Genomic DNA, 18,330 nt, shown 5'->3' on the forward strand with positions numbered 1-18,330 from the left:
CTCGTCGGCACCGCCGGGCGGAGTCGGTGCCGGTCGGGGCCCGAGCCATCCGCACGGTCGACCGGCCGGCTTCGAGGTGTGAGCCGGCACGGCACTGCCCCGAGCACGGCTGTGAGGACAACGACAATGACCGCGGGGCAACCCTGACCGACGCTCGCGAGCTTTCGCCGCCCTACTTCCTCGGCATCGGCGGCCACAACACCGCCCAGGCCGTGGTGCGGCCGATTCAAGGCCGCGAGGGGCCGCGGACATGACCGCCGACCGGGTCGATCGGCTCGGCCTCTGCGCGGTACCGCTCCCCCGCGCGAGCGTCCAGCAACGATGCGCGTCATGCCGAACCGGCCAAGAGCTCCTCGGCCGCGCCCCGCATGGACTTCAGTTCTGGTACACGTCAAGCCGTCCGCACATGCCGAACTTGCCGCGGGCAGTGGGCCTTTCCGACCGTACGACGGCGTCCGCGAGGTGGGGGAACTCTCCCCGCTCCAGCGCGTCGAGCTGCACCCCGGTGGCCGCGGCGGCTGCCTCGGCGCCCTGCCGCCACCGCTCGCGCCACTCGGCGATGCGCGGGCGTACGAGCGCGGCGGCGGCCCGGTGGAACGCTGCCAGAGCCTCGGGCCCCTCGGCCTCGCGCAGTGCGCGGTAGCCCTCCAGGGCGAGGTCCCGCCGGGCTCGGGCGATGCGTTCCTGCTCCTCCTTGGGTATGTCGGCCGGAATGACGGTGGCGCGTGCGTACGTCTCGGGGTCGGTCAGGTACTCCGGGGGCAGTGTGAGGACCGCGTCACCCGCCTCCGGCAGCCCGCTGTTCTGCATCAGAACGGTGATTCGCAGATCGCCCTCGTTGACCAGCCGGTGAATGGTGCCCGGCGTGAACCAGGCGACCGTACCGGCCTCGAGCGGAGTGACCTCGTAGCCGGACGCGGTCAGCGTCTGCACGGCCCCGCGTCCGCCGGTGACGAGGTAACCCTCTGAGCAGGCCAGGTGCATATGAGGGGTGCCGCCGCACACCCCGTCGGATGCGGGCCAGTCATACACCGACAGATGCGAGACGGCGACGCCCCCGGGCAACCCTGTGTTGGTTGTGGTCATGTGTGTCAGCACTCCGACTTTCCTGTTAGTAAGCGCTTTCTGTATGCAATTTAAGCCCTCCTGGCACAAGCAGTCAATGTCCTGCTTAAATTCAAGCCTGACATGGCGGAGTTGCAAGGAGACCGATGTGGACAATGGATTGGCGGGCAGGAGTGTCTACGCCTTCGGTGACAGCATTGTGTACGGACACGTGTATCCGCGCAGTTTTGTGGACATCGTCACTGACCAACACGGCATGACCCTCACCAAGTTCGCCCGGAACGGCGCGACCATTGGCGCCGACCCCCATGCTTCCGGGGGGCAGATACGTGCGCAGGTCGAAGAGGCGACCGCCGTCGCACCGGACTTCGTCCTCTTCGACGGCGGCACCAACGACGCCCAGTCGATCTTCCGGAACCAACGCTACGACGTGGGCACCTACGCCGGAGAGCTTGAGAAGACGCTGGAAACGATGAAGGGGAAATGGCCGACCGCCCGCATTGTGTACGTCGCCGCCCACAAACTCGGTTCGCGGGACTGGGACACTCAGATGGCGCTGCGCGAAGTGACCTTGCGGGCCTGTCACCAGTGGGATGTCGCCATTGCCGACGTTTTCGGGGAGACCACATTCGACACACGCGATGACGCCCAGCGGGCGGAATACACATTCGACGACCTGGTCAACGGTTTCCCCGGGAAAAACGGATCGGGAACGCACCCCAATATGGCGGGCATCACCACATTCTATGTACCTGTGGTCAGTGCCCGGCTGGAGCAGATGTCACCACGTTGAGCAAGACGGCAATGCAGCTCTGCCGGGCCGACATAGCCCGGCAGAGCTGCTTCTCTTTCAGGATGCCGGCGGACCAAGGCTCCTGGACGTAACTGTCACTGACGGAATCCGGTACCGCGCGAGATCCGGACGTCGTCCACGTGCACCGCCCCGCGCTCGCCTCCGTTCGCGTACCACGCGACCTTCGCGATCCCCGACATGGAGGTGCGGAACGCGGCGTCGTTGAGCACGCGCCGGCCGTCGATGTCCAGGTCGAAGCGCTGGTTCACGGTGTCCACCGAGAGCGTGATCCGATACCACTTGCCAGAGGTGTACGTACCGAGCACCCGGTCCGTGGTGCCCTCGTACGCGTGGATCTCGCCGCGGGCGAAGGCGACGCTGACGGCCTGGGCGCCACTGGAGTTGTACACGTACGGCAGCCCGAACCAGCCGGCTTGCGTGTCGTTGCGCATCACCTGTGCATCGATGGTCACCACGCCCTGCAGCGGCGTGCTGAAGAGCCGGGCGAGGTTGGTCCCGTCGTTGCCGCCACCTTCGACGGTGCGGGTCAGCCGGACGCTCTTGTCCGTGGCGGACGGCGTCTCCACCACGTCGACCGCGTTGTTGGTCGAGACGACCCGCCATCCGTTCGTCCCGTTGGCGAGCGCGCCGGTCGCCAGGCCGTCGAACGTGTCCGTGAACGCGATGCCCGGCGCACCGCGTTCGAGGGCGCCGATCTCCGGACCGCTCCCCAACGGCACAGTCGCCCCGGCGTAGTCGAGGCCGCCGTTGCCGGTGATGGTGGCACCCGCGTCGACGAACGGCGATCCGGCCTGGAGCGCGAAGTTCGCCGCCGTGCCGAGTCTCGTGCCGTTCTCGTCGCCATAGGGCCCCGTGACGGCGGGGTTCACGAACATCGGACTGCCGATCACGGCCTTCGTGTCAGTCGTGGGCCGGCTCGCCCAGTCGGACGAGTACCCGTTGTTGTTGTAGATGACGGTCGTCTGCTTGTTGAACTCGGGGTTGGAGTTTCCGGTGACGAACAGGTTGTTGGTCAGCGTGACCCTGCCGGAGACACCGCCGCTCACCATGGTCGAGGAACTGGCGTTGACGAAAGTGTTGTTGTAGACGTCCGCCACCGAGCCCGTCGTCTGCGACATGTGGAGGTTCCACCGCTCGCTGCCGGTCACGACGTTGTAGCGGACCACCGCGCTGCCGAACCTGACCGAGGAGTTGCACGCGCAGAGCAGGATGCCGTCGCCGTTGTCGTGCAGGTAGTTGTACTGGAACAGCTGGTTGGTGGTCCCGATGTCGGGGTCCAGGCCGTTCGCGTCGGCACTGCCACCCATGTGGTGGGTGCCCATGATCTCGTTGTGCTGGACGGTGACCCTGTCGGCCATGTTGGTCTCGACGCCGGAGACGCCGACCCGGTCGATCACGTTGCCCTCGACGAGTGCGCCTCGGGTGCCGGTGACATAGATGCCGTTGCCGCCGAAGTCGGTGTTCGCCTGCGTGATGTAGTTGCCGCGGATCGTGACATTGGTGTGCGGGGTGAAGCGGGAGTCCGTGGCCGTGGCGCGCTTGCCCCAGCCCGTGAAGACTGCTCCGGGCGCGTCACCGGCGTACTGCTTCGTCACGATTCCCGCGAACGAGGTGTTCTTGATGGTGGAGTTCTCCACCGTGATGTCATCGAGCACCGTGGGGGCGCCGGGCGCGGTGATGTCCTGGACGCCGGTGAGGAAGGCGATGCCGCCGGTGTTCTTCGAGCGGTCCCAGCCGGTGTTAAAGGTGATGCCCGGCTTGTTGTTGGCGGTGTTGCCGCCGATCCACTTGACCTCGCCGGTCACGTCGTGCACGTCGACCGAGTCGATCACGAAGTGGTGCAGGGTCTGGCCGTTGTCGCCGTGTACGCCGATGCCGCGGAAGTCGCCGAGGTTCTCGCCGGGTGTCGCCGTCGCCGGCGCCGTGTTGGAGACGTCGAGGTTGCGGATCTCCCAGTACTGCTGGTTGTGCAGCCGCACGGCGTCGCCGACGGTGCCCTGACCCGCGATCTTCGGCTTGGCTCCCGTTCCGTAACTGTCGATGGAGATCGGGGAGCCGTCGACGCCGGACCCCTTCGGCCACAGCTGCCCGGCCCAGCTGTCACCGGACCTGAAGCGAAGGGTGTCGCCGGGCTGGAACGTCTTCGAGTTCACCTTGCTCAGCGAGCGCCAAGGCGCACTGCTGCTGGTTCCGGCGTTGCTGTCGTTCCCGGCCGCGCTCACGTAGTACGTGGTGCCCGCGGCGTGGGCCGACTGCGCGGGGAGGAGTGCGATCGATGCGAACACGACGGCCAGCGCGCACAGTGCGGCGGCCATCGCCCTTGACACAAGTCTTCGGTTGGCGGTCATTGTCCTCTTCTTGTCGTCGGTGGTTGTGCGGTACCGGCTCCTGTCGTGACGCCTTCGGCCGAGACATCGGGTAACGGCTCAGGGCGCGGGTGGTTCGAGTCCATGGGGTGGGCGCAGCGACAAGGGCGCGGTTTGTCGCCCCGCGCACCGGGGCCGCGGGAGGTCGAAGGCGGCCTTGGCGGCGCACCTCTCAGGCGGCACGTCGTCGGCGCTGCCGCGCAGGCGCTGCGGTTCACGGAGAGTCCTCATGCCTGCTCCTCAGGCCACGCCGGGAAAACGTATTCCGCGCAGTGTGCCCAGCGGTGATCGAGTGCGTCAAGGTTTCAAGTAAATGAACTTGTCCCCGATGTGAGAGCGCCCGGCGGAAGCCGAACGGGGCCGCTGCCGGCAGGTCGGCGGGACGCTTCGGCACTGAGAGTTGCTCACCGCACGCTCCTCTGCGCGCACGCGCGAGGAGCTGCGCGACGGTCATTTCCCCGCTGCGCTCTCGTGATGCGGGAGGACGGCGCCACCCTTCGGACTGCGCCCGGCGACTTGGCACCGCGCCCGGGCTCCTCCCCGCTTCCTCGCCGCGCGCCCCGCGTGATCGCGGCCCGGTCGGTGTCGTACAGCAGGGGCAAGTCAGCCGGCGTGAACCGCCGTGCTGTCGCGCACCACGACCTGCCCGTGCATCATCAGGTGCGTGACTTCCGCACGAGGCGCGAGGGCGAGGCGGACCGCCTCTGCGCCTGCCTGTGCCAGTGGCAGCGACACGGTCGTCAGCCGTGGTGTCACGTCGGTCGCGAGCTCGATGTCGTCGAAGCCGGTCACCGAGACGTCCGCCGGCACCGCCACCCCGGCGGCCCGGAGGGCGGACATCGCACCGATGGCGATGGTGTCGTTGGCGGCGAGGACCGCGTGGGGCGGCTGGGGCCCCTTGGCGACCAGCCGTCGCGCCGCGTCGAACCCCCCTTGGCGGCTCACCGCACAATGCGAGATCCGGATGTTCCGCGCCTCGACCCCGCCCTCCCGGAGTCCGGCCACAAAGCCCGCGGTGCGGGCGGAGACGTTCCCCCGGCCGCGGACACCGGCCAGGATCGTCACATGCCGGTGCCCCGACTCGGCGACATGGGCGGCGAGTTCCTTCGCGGAGCCGTGGTTGTCGAAGCTGATCGAGTCGAACGGCATGTCGGTGTCGCCGACGATCACCACCCGGCCGCCCTCGCGTTCGTAGCCGAGCAACTCGTCGAGCAGGCGCCCGCCCAGGGCCTTCGCGTCAAGGCGGCTGGAGGTCAGGATGAGCGCCCGTGGCCGGAGCGCGCGCTGCAGCCGGACGGTTTCGAGCTGGCGCTCGGCGGTGGCGTGGGTCGACGAGACGGTCACGAACGCCCCGGCGTCACGCGCCTGCCGTTCCATCGCCGCGGCGGCCATCCCCATCGACGGGGTCGTGAGGTCGTCGGCGACCACCGCGATCGAGTCGTTCGCACGCCGCATCGCCCGGGCCGAGGCGTCCGCGGTGTAGCGCAGCGCGGCCGCGGCGGTGAGGACCCGCTCATGGTATTCGGGCGCGACCGTCCGGGAACTGCCGCCCAGGACTCTCGATGCGGTCGTGACCGACACTCCGGCGGCCGCTGCCACGTCGCGCAAGGTGACGGTCGGTCTGGCTGGATGGGGCATCGTGCCATTCCCTCCCGCACCACGAAAACGATCCTCCGACGCCACCCGAGGATATCCGTGGCCGGTCACCGGCGGGGATGCGGACAACTGTCCGGCCTGGCGCAGGCGCGGTAATGGCGACCGTCTCCAGTGGCCCAGGCCTCCAATCGGTATGCCCGAGGGCGCCCCGGTCCGGTGCGCCCTCGCAGAGCGACCTGTGGCGTTGTTCCGGCAGCCGTCGCGTCCGACGGCTCGGCGGTGCCGACGACCGCGAGCGGCATCCTGTCCACGGCCCGCACGCGACAGGAAGCGATCGCTCAACCGGCACACGACCGCGTCGGCCCTGGTCATGGGTCCGCCAGGCCGACTCGTCGTGGGGCCCGACGACGCCGTGCCACAGTCGGCGCATCGGCCACGGCGACCGCGCTCGACCGCGAGGCCGGGAAAACGCATTCCGCTGCGGGTGGGCGGTCTGCCCATGACGTAACCTTCCGTAACCACCGCACCCCTTCCCAGGCGCCGTGCGGCTCGGTGCACAATGTGCGCCATGGAAGACGGGTCGGCAGCACCTCGACGGGGGCGCGGGAAGACCGTGGCCCGGGAGCACCAGGCGACCCTTCACGATGTGGCGCGGACGGCGGGCGTCTCGCAGGCGACCGCGTCGCGCGTGCTCAACGGCAGCATCCGTAACGTCCGGCAGGAGAACGTCGACCGTGTGCTCGCCGCGGCCGCTGAACTGAACTACGCGCCGCACCTGTCCGCCCAGGCGATCGCGCGAGGTTCGACGAACACCGTCGCGCTGGTCGTCAGCGGCGTAGACGACCCGTACTTCGCCTCGATCGCGGGCGGGGTGACGCAGGCGGCGGAGGCGGCCGGACTCATCGTGACCATGGCGGTCGCGGACCGCTCCCCCGAGCGGGAACTCCAGATCGTCAGGACACTGCGCGGCATGCGGCCCCGCGCCATCATCCTGACCGGCAGCCGCATCGACGGCACCGACACCCGCCACGCTCTCGTGGAGGAGCTCGACGCCTACCGGGAAGCGGGCGGCAGCGTGGTTCTCATCAGCCAGCACGACCTGCCGTTCCGCACCGTCAGCATCGACAACTACGGTGGAGCGCGGCAGCTCGCCCGCGCTCTGGTGGGCCTCGGCTACCGGCGGTTCGCGATGGTGCGCGCGGGCGCCGGACTCAGGACGTCCCGTGACCGATGCAAGGGCTTCGTGGAGGGCCTCAGCGAGTTCGGCATTGACATCGACGAACGGTTCGTGGTCGAAGCCGAGTTCAGCCGCAGGGGCGGTTGCGCGGCCGCCCGCGAGCTCGTCCAGCGGGGCCTCGACGGTACCGAACTCGTCTTCGCCGTCAACGACGTCATGGCCATCGGTGTGATGACCGCCTTCCGCGACGCCGGGCTGGTCCCCGGCCAGGACGTCGCAGTCGCCGGCTTCGACGACATCGGCCCGGCGGTGGACGTCGATCCGGCGCTGACCTCCGTGACCGTACCTCTGCGGCAGGTGGGGGTCCGCGCGATGCAACTCGCGCTCTCCGACGACGACGCCTCGCGGATCGTGCCGGTCTCCACGAACGTGGTCCTGCGAGGCAGCACACCAGGCCGGTGACTGAGAATCGAGTCGTGCGACGACGGCGGCATCGGGCTCGCGGTGGTGCGGTCCGCAGGACTGCGGCGGTACGCCGCCGCCGGTGCGGTCGGCTGCCGGTGGGCGAAGGCTCCGGCGGATCACCGTTCGACGAAGAACGCCAGATGCTCAGGGGCCGGGCGGAGCAGGCCGTCCCGTACGGCGAGGGCGGTGGCCTCGGTGCGGGAGGCGGCGCCCGTCTTGTGGAGCATGTGCTCGATGTGGCAGTGCACGGTCCGCGGCGACAGGAACAGCGCCTGGGCGATGGCCTGGTTGGTCTGTCCCATCGCCACCCGGGTGAGCACCTCCAGCTCCCGGGGGCTGAGTTTGTACGGCAGTTCGGTCGGAACCTCGTGCACCAGCACCGCGTCCGCCGGGATCCCCGGGCCCCGGGGGTGCCGGTGAAGAGTGACGCGGTACCAGGCGCCGCCGACCGGCCACAGCAGCCGCAGCCGGTGGCCGCCCGTGTCGGCGAAGGCCCGCGGCAGGCCCTGGAACCCGGCGTCCTCCAGCACCCGGACGCGGTCACGAGCGGGCAGGTCGATCACCGCGTCGGCGGTCACGGGGTTCGCTGCTCCTGCCTGCGGCAGGCCGTGCCCCTCACCGGCGTGGGCCACCGGATCGGCGAGCGCGGCCAGCGCCGGGATGAGACAGGCGAGCAACCGGCGTGCCTCGGTGTCGTAGGTATCGGCGCTCTCCGTACTCAGATGGATCAGGCCGACGACGCGGCCGCGGCGCCGCAGTGCCCCGGTGACGCCGTCGCGGAAGCCTGCCGGGCGCACCCGCTCGGCGTAGAACCAGCCCTGGCGGAACGGGGGCCCGGGCTCGTCCGGATCCTCGGCGTCCGACATCGGCCACCGCAATCTGCCCGGCGGCCGCTCGTGGGGCGCCGTGCTCGACGGCGGCGTACTGCCCCGTGATCCGCAGCAGGCCGTCACCGAAGGCGCCGCCACCGACATCCCCCTGCTCATCGGCGCCACCCGCGACGAAGTGCGCGTCTTCCAGATGATCGGCGGCGACTCCTTCCGCCCCTCCGACGAATCGGTCCTGTACGCCGAGATGCGGCGCGCGGGCGTCACGGAGCCGGAGAAGCTCCTCGACGCCTACCGCCACCGCATCGCCGACTCCGACGACCTGGCGGACCTGCGCAGCGCCTTCCTCAGCGACGCCATCTACCGGATGCCGGCCACTCGCCTCGCCCGGGCCCAGACGGCCGCCGGCGGACGCGCCTTCCACTACCTCCTGCTCGACGAACCCTGTGGCCCGGCCATGGGCGCCTTCCACGGCGCCGACCTGCTCCACGTCTTCGACAAACTCGCCCTCGTCGACGCCGGCACCCCCGAACACCTCGCCGCACGCGACATCCTCGTCGGCGCGTGGGCCGCCTTCGCCGCCACCGGCGACCCGGGCTGGCCGGCGTACAGCCCGGACACGGCGGCCAACTCCCCGGCCATCGGCGGCGCTTCGGCCACCGCCAACCAGATGGTCACCGAACCCCCGGCCGACGACATCACCGACCTCTGGCACACCCCGCCCGCCTGAGGCGACGGGCTCGACCTCCGTCCACACGGAACCGGCCTGACCGCGGCTGATGCCTGTCGATGATCCACGCTTCGACCACCCGCACCTCACGCCGCTCGTATCCTCGGGGCCGAAGGCCACATCCAGCAGGGCGCGCGCCCCGCTGGAGTACGGAGGTCATTGCCTGCGGCGGGCAGGCGGCAGAGGCACCGGAGCGACGCCCTCGACGACGGTGTTGCTGATGGTGCCGATGCCCTCGACCGTCATGGTGACGGTGTCGCCGGCAACGAGCGGCGGCGGTTCGAGGACGCCGCCTCGGCCCCAGAGTTCGGCCAGGCAGCCGCCGTTGCCGCAGGTGCCGGACCCCAGGACGTCACCGGGGCGGACCCAGGTGCCGCGGGAGGCGTACGCGGCCATCTCCTCGAACGTCCAGGCCATGTTGGCCAGTCGGTCCTGGCCGACCGTCTCGCCGTTGACGGCGACGGTGAGGTCCAGGTTCAGGAAGCCGTCGGCGGTGCGGTGGGGTTCGAGTTCGTCGGCGGTGACGAGCCAGGGGCCGAGGGTGGTGGCGGTGTCCTTGCCCTTGGCCGGGCCGAGCTTGACCCTGATCTCGCGGCCCTGGAGGTCGCGGGCGGACCAGTCGTTGAGGATCGTGTAGCCGATGATGTGGTCGCGTGCCTGCTCGGGGGTGAGGTCCCGGCCGGCCTTGCCGATGACGGCGGCCACCTCAAGTTCGAAGTCGAAGCGGCCGCAGCCCGGCGGTACCGGTACGTCGTCGTGGGCGCCGATCATCGCGTACGGGTTGGTGAAGTAGAACGCGGGTGCGGCGTACCACTCCTCGGGCACGGTGTCCCCGTATCCCCGGGCGACGCCCTCGACATGGCTCTCGAAGGTCATGTAGTCGCGGACGGTCGGCGGTTGCAGTGGGGGCAGCAGCCCCACGTCGGCCAGAGGCAGGCGCAGGGAGCCGAGGACGGCGCGTGTTCCCGCCGCGTGCAGGGACTCCTCGCCCTCCACGATCAGGTCCAGCAGGTCGACGGGGTGTTCGAAGGGGTGGACCCGGTCGTCGGCGACGACTCCCGACCGGCGTTTCCCGTCGTGGACGAAGCTCGCGAACTTCACGCCGCACTCCCCTCCGCCTCCGCCGGCCGCGTTTCGCTGGGCCGGAAGCCGACGAAGACAGCGGCGATCACAGCGGCGACGACACAGGCGGCGGCGGTGAGGATCAGTCCGTTGTTGAAGCCGTGGGCCAGGGCGTCCGTGGTGTACGGGGCGAGCTTGGCGCTGAGCGGGCCGAGGTCGGCGGTGTGCAGGGCCAGCGGACCGCCCTCGTGCAGGACGGCGGAGGCCATGCCGTGCTCCTTGGGGGTCAGTCCGGCGTTCGCGAGGCTGCCGGTCAGCTGGTTCGCGGCCATGCCGAGGGCGACGGCGCCGACGACGGCCGGGCCGAGGGTTTGGCCGAGGTCGCGGACGAGGCTGGTGGTGGCGCTGGCCATGCCGGTCAGGCCGGGCGGTACGACGTTGACGGCGGCTGCGGTGATCGCGGCGACGACCAGGCCGAAGCCGACGCCGTTGAGGATCAGCGCACCGAGCATGGGCACGATGCCGGTCTCGTGGATCGGCACCGCCCGCAGCCACAGCTGGCCCGCGGCCATCGACAGGAAGCCGGCGACGAGCATCGGGCCGGGGCCGACGCGGTGCAGCAGGCGCACGAGCAGGGGCCAGATGAACGGGGTGCACGCCTGGATGATCAGGACGGGTACCGCGGCCTGGAAGGGGCTCTGGTGCTGGATGACCCCGAGCCGGATGCTCAGGTCGTACGCGCCGCCGAGGAAGCCCAGCATGCCGATCACCGCCATCGCGGCCGACGCGGCGAACGCCGGGATGCGGAAGAGCTCCAGTCGCAGCATCGGTGCCGCGCTGCGGTTCTCCACCCATACGAATGCGGCGATGAAGACGGCGAAGGCGACGAAGGACAGCACGATGGGGGCCGAGCCCCAGCCGTCCGAGGGGCCCTGGATGATGCCGTACAGCAGGGCGAGCATGGCCACGGCGATGGTGATCTGCCCCGGCCAGTCCAGCGAGCGGCCCTCGGGGGCGCTGGATTCGGTGGCCAGCAGCCAGGCCGTCACGGCGGTGATGACGGCGAGCACACCGGTCACGCCGAACGCCCACTGGAAGGCGGTGTGCTCAGCAAGGCCGCCGGACAGGAGCGGGGCGATGAAGGCACCGAGCGACAGGGCCGTGGTCCAGGAGGCCAGGCCCTTGGCCCGCGCGGCCGGGGTGGTCGTGACCGCGATGATCATCGACAGGGAGGCGGGGAAGAGCGCGGCGGCTCCGATGCCGGAGATGGCCTGACCGGTGATCAGCTGGGCCGGGGTGTCGGAGGTGGCGGACACCAGGTAGCCGACGGCAGCCAGCAGCGCCGCGCCCACCACCAGCTTCTTGCGGCCGTACAGGTCGCCCACGACGCCGAAGGTCAGCGCCAGGACGGCGGCGGGCACCAGGAAGGCGTCACTGATCCAGGTCAGTTCCGCACCGGACGCCTGGAGCGTGCGCTGCATGACGCCGTTGATCGCGGCGGGCAGGACCAAGCCGATCTGGGCCAGGCAGACGGCCAGACAGCCGGTGATGATCGTGCCGGTGTGCCGTGCCGGGGCGGCAGGGGCGGCATCGGATGAGGCGGCGGGTGGGTCGTAGGCAGGGGTGGAGACCATGTCTCCTCCTTGGAGGGTTTGGCGGGACGTACGGGCCGAGGGGAGGCGGGGAGCTGGGCGTACCGGTAGGGGCGGTGCGCCGTCGGCGGCGGGTGGGGCCTCGTCAGGGCAGCGGGGAGAGCCGTCAGACGCGGGGGCAGAGCTCGGCCATGCAGCCGAACAGGCCGGGGCCGTCGAGCGGGAGCAGTGAGGGGTCGAGCTCCCGGTAGACGCTGTGCACGTTGACGGCTAGGCGTTCGCTCTCGTCCAGGTCCGCGAAGCGGCCGAGGCTGATGTCGCGCGCCGCGTCCATGGCCGGCATGCCGGCGGTGAACCGGGTGGTGGCCTGCTCATGGACGTATTCGAGGTAGTCGCGGATCTCGTGCACGGCCTGCCGGGTGGTGACGGGGCCGTGGCCGGGCACGACGATGTCGGCGTCGAGTCCGAGCAGCAGGTCGCAGGCGGCGAGCCAACGGGCGAAGGGTCCGTGCCAGACGACCGGCGCCGCCCCGGCGAACACGATGTCCCCGGTGTAGACGGTCCGGGCCTGCGGCACGTGCACGATCGTGTCCCCGGCGCTGTGCGCGGGACCCACGTCGATGAGGCGGACCTCCGTCCCGCCGATGTCCAGGACCGTCTCGCCGTCGAAGACCCGGTTCGGGAGGACCGGTTCGATGCCGGTGTAGTCGAAGCGGCCGAAGATCCGGCTGGCGAAGTGTCCGGCCGGGCTGTCCATGCTGGTCAGTGCCCGCATCTCGGCCGGACCCACCTGCCGCATGTCCACCACGGACCCGCGGGCCGCGATGATCTCGGCGTGGGCCACGAGCTGGTTGCCGAACCAGTGGTCGCCGTTGCCGTGGGTGTTGACCACGGTGGAGATCGGCGCGCGCTCGGTCAGCGGCGTCAGCGCGTCGAGCATGGTCTTGGTCAGCCGCAGGTCGTAGAGGGTGTCGACGAGCAGTGACTCGCCCCGGCCGGTGATCAGCCCGGCGTTGCTCATGCCCCATCCGACCGCGCCCGCGATCCAGGCGTAACAGCCGTGTCCGAGCGCGACACAGCCGCCCGTCGGGGATGTCACGGAAGCCACGTTGCCTCCCAGTCAGCGTCCCGCAATCCATCGTGCGAGACTCGCATCCACTGTTGGACTAGAGTCCAGCAGTGGAGAGGAATCTAGACAGACGCCGGGAAGGGGTCAAGAGTCGTGCGGCCTTGTGTTGTACTGGGGGCCATGAAGATCCGGGACGCAGCAGCCGCCTCCGAGGGCGACGCGGCCGTCGGACGCCAGGAGCGCAGGCGCCGGAAGCTGCACGACCAGCTGTACGAGACGGCGGTCGGCCTCTTCGTCGCCCAGGGATACGAGGCGACGACCATGGAGCACATCGCCGAGGCCGCCGACGTCGCCCGCGCCACCGTCTTCAACCACTTCTCACAGAAGGTCGGCTTCCTCGAGGAATGGGGAGCCCGCCGACGCGCCCACGTCGCGCAGATCCTCGGCGCGCAGCACGCCGAGGACCTGCCGGTCGGCGACCGGCTGCGCCGCTACCTCCAAGAGATGGCCGACCTCAACGTCGCCTCGCGTGCGGAGACCACCGTCCTGATGGACGCCTCGGCACGGTATGGGCGCCTCCTGCAGGACCCGTCTCTGGAGATCGAACTCGCCAGGATCGTCGAACAGGGGCGGCACCGCGGGGAAGTCAGGGCGGGCGTGGACTGTGACCAGGCCGGACAGCTGCTGGCCGCCTGCTACTTCTCGACGATCCTGCGCTGGATCCGCGAGGACCCGGCCCCCTTCGACCTCCACCAGCGGCTCGCCGGCACGCTCGACATCATCCTGCTGGGCCTCCTTGTCGGCCAGGCCGGCGCCGGGGAAGCCTGAGCAGGGGCGAGGCCAGGCCGGCCGCGTGGGCGGCGTCCGCGATGAGCCGTGTGTTGGCGTAGGCATCGGAGGTGGTGGCCGCCAGCCGGTGGCGGCACGGGCGTCACGATTGCTCCGCAGCTCGGAGCATCGCGAGCTACGTGCGGCATTCGCCCCGGACGCGTGGGCTGACACAGCTGCGTGGGCCGCCTGAGGCGAGTAATCCGTTACGACGCCCCGGACAACCTGCCCGTACACGATGCCCTGCGGGGGAGGTCACGAGATGCGATGGAGCCTGCGCTCGTGCAGGACCGCGGCGTACATGTCCGCCGTCGTCGCCGCGGCCGTGTCCCAGCCGAAGGAGCGGGCGTGCCGGGCCGCGACTTCGCCCATCCGGGTGGAGCGTGCGGGGTCGTCGGCGAAGCCGGACAGCGCCGCCGCGTAGTCCCTCGGGTCGTGCCCGGGTACGAGAGCGCCGCTCAGCCCGTCCTTCACCGCCACCGGCAAGCCGCCGACTTCAGCAGCGATCACCGGGGTGCCGCAGGCCTGCGCCTCGACAGCCACCAGGCCGAAGGACTCGCTGTAGGAGGGCATGACCAGGACGGACGCCGCCCGATACCAGTCGGCGAGCCGGTCCTGGCCGACCGGCGGCCGAAACAGCACCACATCGGCAATGCCGAGGCAGGCCGCCAGCTTCTGCAGCCCTTCCGGCCTCGCCAGGCCGCTGCCGCTGGGCCCGCCCACGACCGGCACCACGATCCGCTCGCGCAGCCACGGCCGTTCCGCCAACAACTCGGCCACCGCGCGCAGCAGGACGTCCGGCGCCTTCAACGGCTGTATGCGGCCCACGAACAGGGGGATCATCGCGTCCTGCGGAAGGCCGAGGCGCGAGCGGGCAGCGGCCCGTCCGGCCTCGACGCCCCGGGCGTCAGGCCGGAAGCGCTCCAGGTTGACACCGGGGTGGACGACGGCGACCCGGGCGGTGTCGGCGTCGTAGTGGCGGAGGAGTTCCTCCGCCTCCTTCTCCGTGTTGGCTATCAACCGGTCGGCAGCCCGTACGACTTGACTCTCGCCGAGAACGCGGGCCGCCGGTTCGGGGGTGTCGCCCTCGGCGAGGGAGGCGTTCTTGACCTTGGCCATGGTGTGCATGGCGTGGACGAGTGGGACGCCCCAGCGTTGGGCGGCCAGTCGGCCGACGTGGCCGGAGAGCCAGTAGTGGGAGTGGACCAGGTCGTAGTGGCCGGGGCGGTGGCCGGCCCAGGCCTGCATCACGCCGTGCGTGAAGGCGCACAGCTGGGCCGGGAGGTCCTCCTTGGCCAGACCTTCGTAGGGGCCGGCGGCCACGTGCCGTACCAGGACGCCGGGCGCGAGTTCGACGCTGGGCTGGAGCGCGGCGGAGGTGGCCCGGGTGAAGATCTCCACCTCGATGCCGATCGCGGCGAGACGCTGCGCGAGTTCGACGATGTAGACGTTCATCCCGCCGGCGTCGCCGGTACCGGGCTGGTGCAGCGGGGAGGTGTGCACGGAGAGCATCGCGACGCGGCGGGGCCGGTCGTGGGCGTCGGGTGGGCGCAGGCGGGGCGGGCCGACGAGGGTACTGCCGTGGGTGCGGCTGTCCTGGAGTTCTTCGAGGCGAGGCATGTACTGGCTCACCTCGCTGGTTCGCCGGCCATGGCCGCGGTGGACAGGTCGAGGCGCTTCTCGCCCGCGTAGACGTTCATGGAACTGCCGCGCAGGAAGCCGACGAGCGTGAGCCCCGTCTCCGCCGCCAGGTCCACGGCGAGGGAGGACGGCGCCGAGACCGCCGCCAGCACCGGGATGCCCGCCATGACGGCCTTCTGCGCCAGTTCGAAGGAGGCCCGCCCGGACACGAGCAGGATGGTCCGGTGCAGCGGCAGTTCGCCGTTGCGCAGCGCCCGGCCGATCAGCTTGTCGACGGCGTTGTGCCGGCCGACGTCCTCCCGCAGGTCCAGCAGTTCGCCCTCAGGCGAGAACAGTCCGGCGGCATGCAGACCACCCGTCCGGTCGAACACCCTCTGCGCGGCCCGCAGTTGGTCGGGCAGTGCAGCCAGCAGCTCGGGGGTGACCCGGACCGGGGGCGTGTCGGCGATCGGCCACCGCGCCGTGGTCCGTACGGCGCCCAGGCTCGCCTTCCCGCACAGTCCGCACGACGACGTGGTGTACACGTTCCGTTCGAGCGTGATGTCGGGCAACGGTACGCCGGGGGCGAGTTGCACGTCGACGACGTTGTACGTGTTCGAGCCGTTCTGGGTGGCACCGGCGCAGTACACGATGTTCGCGACGTCCTCGGCCCGGCTCACGACACCCTCGCTCACCAGGAATCCGGCGGCGAGCGCGAAGTCGTCCCCCGGCGTGCGCATGGTGATCGCCAGCGGCTTGCCGCCGAGCCGGATCTCCAGTGGCTCCTCCGCCACCAGCGTGTCCGAGCGCGTGTTCAGCGCGCCGTCCCGGATGCGCACCACGCGCCGTCGCTCGGTGACCCGTCCCATGGCCTCACTCCCAGTTCTGTCGGTGGACGTCGTTCCCCCCCACGGGCTCGGGCGTCCGTCACCCGCCCCTTCTGCCGCGCCTGCGACCGCACCCGGCTCACCGCCGACGGCCAGGCGCGCACCTGCCTGTTCGCCCGGGAGGAGTCCGACCTGCCCGGGGCATTGCGGCGATGACGCCGACCCGGGCCGAGCCGCCGTCGACGAGCCGGCGTTCGGCGGGCGCGGACCCGCGGGCCTCGTCCGGCTCGGGGGTGAGCCTGAAGCGGGTGCTCGGGCTTTCCAGGATGTCCCCGGCGGTGACCATGCCGTCGCGCCGCCAACCGTGCTGGGCGTCGAGCGGCATCAGTTCGGGGTGCTTCGTCGTCGTTCATTCCGCGCATCAGCACGGCGTTGACCTTCACCGGGGTGAGCCAGGCGGCGCGAGCCGCGGCCAGGCCCTGAAGCACGTCGTGGTGGCGGTCCCGCCGGGTCAGGGCCTTGAAGACGGTGGGGCGCAGTGTGTCCAGCGAGACGTTGACCCGGTCCAGGCCGGCGCGTTCGAGGGCTTCGGCGGTCCGCTCCGGGCCGATGCCGTTGGTGGTCAGCGACAGCCGGGGGCGCGGGGCGAGGGCGGCGCACCGCTCGACGATCCCGACGAGACCGGGGCGCAGCAGCGGCTCGCCGCCGGTGAAGCGGACCTCCTCGACGCCGAGTCGCGTGACCGCGATCCGGACCAGCCGCACGACCTCGTCGTCCGTGAGCAGGTCGGTGGCGACGCGACCGTAGGTGTCGATGAGCATGGCTGCGGCCCTTTCTCCTGCTTCGTCCCTGTCTGGCTCCGTCCGTCTCCTCAGCACTCGATGACGTTGACGGCGAGGCCGCCGCGGGCAGTCTCCTTGTACTTGACCTTCATGTCGGCGCCGGTCTCCTTCATGGTCTTGATGACCTTGTCGAGGGAGACGTGGTGGCGGCCGTCGCCGCGCAGCGCCATCCGGGCGGCGGTGACGGCCTTCACCGCGGCCATGCCGTTGCGTTCGATGCACGGGATCTGGACCAGGCCGCCGACCGGGTCACAGGTCAGCCCGAGGTTGTGTTCCATGCCGATCTCGGCGGCGTTCTCGACCTGTTCGGGGCTGCCGCCGAGCACCTCGGCGAGACCACCGGCGGCCATCGAGCAGGCCGAACCGACCTCGCCCTGGCAGCCGACCTCGGCGCCGGAGATGGACGCGTTCTCCTTGAAGAGCATGCCAATGGCGCCCGCCGCGAGGAGGAAGCGGACGATGCCGTCCTCCTTTTCTCCTTCGGAGGCAGCGCCCGCCCCGAAGTCGAGGAAGTAGTGCAGGACGGCGGGGATGATGCCCGCCGCGCCGTTCGTCGGGGCGGTGACGACCCGGCCGCCCGCGGCGTTCTCCTCGTTCACGGCCATCGCGTAGAGGGTCACCCATTCCATGGCGCGGCCCGCCGCGTCGCCCTCGCTGCGCAGGGCCCGGGCCGCGGCGGCGGCGCGGCGACGGACCTTCAGACCGCCGGGGAGAATGCCCTCGCGGCCCAGTCCGCGTGCGACACAGGCCTCCATGACCCGCCAGATCTCCAGCAGGCCCGCGCGGATCTGTTCCTCGGTGCGCCAGGCCTTCTCGTTCTCCAGCATCAGCGCGGAGATCGACAGGCCGGTCTCCTTCGTCAGGCGCAGCAGTTCGTCGCCGGTGCTGAACGGGTGGGCCAGCACGGTGTCGTCGGGCTTGATCCGGTCCGCGCCCACCGCGTCCTCGTCGACCACGAAGCCGCCGCCCACGGAGTAGTACGTCTTCTCCAGCAGCGGCACGCCGTCGCCGTCGTACGCGAAGAGGATCATGCCGTTGGCGTGGTACGGCAGCGACCGCCTGCGGTGCAGGACCAGCTGGGTCGAGGCGTCGAAGTCGATCTCGTGGGCCGGGCCGATCTCGGCACCGAGGAGCCGCATGCGTCCGGTGCTGCGGATCCGCTCGACGTCCAGGTCGGCCTGGGCCACGTCGACCGTGTGCGGCTCGTAGCCCTCCAGGCCGAGCAGCACCGCCTTGGGAGTGCCGTGGCCGTGGCCGGTGGCACCGAGGGAGCCGAACAGCTCGGCCCGTACCGCGGCGGTCTGGGCGAGCACGCCGTCCTGCTTCAGCCTGGCCACGAACATCCCGGCGGCGCGCATCGGGCCGACGGTGTGCGAGCTGGACGGGCCGATGCCTATGGAGAACAGGTCGAAGACGCTGATTGCCACGCCATACTCCGTGGGATTGGTGG

15 protein-coding genes and 1 pseudogene are annotated in these 18,330 nt (G+C 70.6%); 5 read left to right on the forward strand and 11 right to left on the reverse strand.

Annotated elements, in window-relative coordinates; translation table 11 throughout:
- Positions 1-254: hypothetical protein (locus tag SSP24_RS43615; protein ID WP_218037136.1), on the forward strand; the 254-nt coding region annotated here is incomplete at its 5' end.
- Positions 255-375: 121 nt separating this feature from the next.
- Here SSP24_RS43615 and SSP24_RS38100 read toward each other — a convergent pair.
- Positions 376-1,086, reverse strand: coding sequence for a cupin domain-containing protein (locus SSP24_RS38100; RefSeq protein ID WP_141315132.1), 711 nt, complete (start codon positions 1,084-1,086; stop codon positions 376-378).
- Between the two features lie 127 nt (positions 1,087-1,213).
- Between SSP24_RS38100 and SSP24_RS38105 the strand changes: the two genes are divergently transcribed.
- Positions 1,214-1,858: an SGNH/GDSL hydrolase family protein gene (locus SSP24_RS38105; protein ID WP_167529818.1), complete on the forward strand. Its 645-nt coding sequence runs from the start codon at positions 1,214-1,216 to the stop codon at positions 1,856-1,858.
- Positions 1,859-1,953: 95 nt separating this feature from the next.
- Here SSP24_RS38105 and SSP24_RS38110 read toward each other — a convergent pair whose 3' ends face one another.
- Together SSP24_RS38110 and SSP24_RS43210 are read right to left on the reverse strand one after the other, a co-directional pair.
- Positions 1,954-4,194, reverse strand: coding sequence for a right-handed parallel beta-helix repeat-containing protein (locus tag SSP24_RS38110; protein ID WP_141315178.1), 2,241 nt, complete (start codon positions 4,192-4,194; stop codon positions 1,954-1,956).
- Between the two features lie 654 nt (positions 4,195-4,848).
- A complete protein-coding gene (locus SSP24_RS43210) occupies positions 4,849-5,844 on the reverse strand; it encodes a LacI family DNA-binding transcriptional regulator (RefSeq protein ID WP_167529819.1) in 996 nt (331 codons plus the stop codon).
- Between the two features lie 643 nt (positions 5,845-6,487).
- Here SSP24_RS43210 and SSP24_RS38120 point away from each other — a divergent pair.
- Entirely contained in the window at positions 6,488-7,480 is a 993-nt protein-coding gene (locus SSP24_RS38120; protein ID WP_218037138.1) for a LacI family DNA-binding transcriptional regulator, read from the forward strand.
- 119 nt (positions 7,481-7,599) lie between these two features.
- On the opposite strand, the gene SSP24_RS38125 is transcribed toward SSP24_RS38120, so the two are convergent.
- A complete protein-coding gene (locus SSP24_RS38125; protein ID WP_229864898.1) occupies positions 7,600-8,349 on the reverse strand; it encodes a helix-turn-helix transcriptional regulator in 750 nt (249 codons plus the stop codon).
- A gap of 40 nt (positions 8,350-8,389) precedes the next feature.
- Between SSP24_RS38125 and SSP24_RS38130 the strand changes: the two genes are divergently transcribed.
- Complete coding sequence (locus SSP24_RS38130; protein WP_167529820.1) at positions 8,390-9,040, forward strand: carboxylesterase family protein; 651 nt, start codon at positions 8,390-8,392, stop codon at positions 9,038-9,040.
- Positions 9,041-9,196: 156 nt separating this feature from the next.
- Here the strand turns inward: SSP24_RS38130 and SSP24_RS38135 are convergent, their stop codons facing one another.
- The 3 genes from SSP24_RS38135 to SSP24_RS38145 form a co-directional block, all read right to left on the reverse strand.
- Positions 9,197-10,141, reverse strand: coding sequence for a fumarylacetoacetate hydrolase family protein (locus SSP24_RS38135; RefSeq protein WP_141315144.1), 945 nt, complete (start codon positions 10,139-10,141; stop codon positions 9,197-9,199).
- Entirely contained in the window at positions 10,138-11,736 is a 1,599-nt protein-coding gene (locus SSP24_RS38140; RefSeq protein WP_141315146.1) for an MFS transporter, read from the reverse strand. Before SSP24_RS38140 ends, SSP24_RS38135 begins: the two co-directional genes overlap by 4 nt.
- Before the next feature lie 124 nt (positions 11,737-11,860).
- Entirely contained in the window at positions 11,861-12,793 is a 933-nt protein-coding gene (locus SSP24_RS38145) for an MBL fold metallo-hydrolase (RefSeq protein WP_229864899.1), read from the reverse strand.
- A 150-nt stretch (positions 12,794-12,943) separates the two neighbouring features.
- On the opposite strand from SSP24_RS38145, the gene SSP24_RS38150 reads away from it, so the two are divergent.
- On the forward strand, positions 12,944-13,591 hold the full coding sequence (locus SSP24_RS38150) for a TetR/AcrR family transcriptional regulator (RefSeq protein WP_141315150.1): 648 nt from the start codon (positions 12,944-12,946) through the stop codon (positions 13,589-13,591).
- Between the two features lie 255 nt (positions 13,592-13,846).
- On the opposite strand, the gene mshA is transcribed toward SSP24_RS38150, so the two are convergent.
- The 4 genes and pseudogenes from mshA to SSP24_RS38175 form a co-directional block, all read right to left on the reverse strand.
- The gene (gene mshA, locus SSP24_RS38155; protein WP_373306663.1) at positions 13,847-15,223 is read right to left on the reverse strand and encodes a D-inositol-3-phosphate glycosyltransferase; all 1,377 of its coding nucleotides are present in this window, start codon (positions 15,221-15,223) and stop codon (positions 13,847-13,849) included.
- A complete protein-coding gene (gene fdhD / locus SSP24_RS38160; protein ID WP_141315155.1) occupies positions 15,220-16,080 on the reverse strand; it encodes a formate dehydrogenase accessory sulfurtransferase FdhD in 861 nt (286 codons plus the stop codon). The genes mshA and fdhD overlap by 4 nt, the downstream gene beginning before the upstream one ends.
- A gap of 100 nt (positions 16,081-16,180) precedes the next feature.
- Positions 16,181-16,859: pseudogene (locus SSP24_RS45655) on the reverse strand (radical SAM protein); the annotation flags it as partial.
- Between the two features lie 50 nt (positions 16,860-16,909).
- Positions 16,910-18,307, reverse strand: coding sequence for an L-serine ammonia-lyase (locus SSP24_RS38175; protein WP_141315157.1), 1,398 nt, complete (start codon positions 18,305-18,307; stop codon positions 16,910-16,912).
- Between the last annotated feature and the right edge of the window lie 23 nt (positions 18,308-18,330).

This window comes from Streptomyces spinoverrucosus (assembly GCF_006539505.1).
GTDB lineage: Bacteria > Actinomycetota > Actinomycetes > Streptomycetales > Streptomycetaceae > Streptomyces > Streptomyces spinoverrucosus.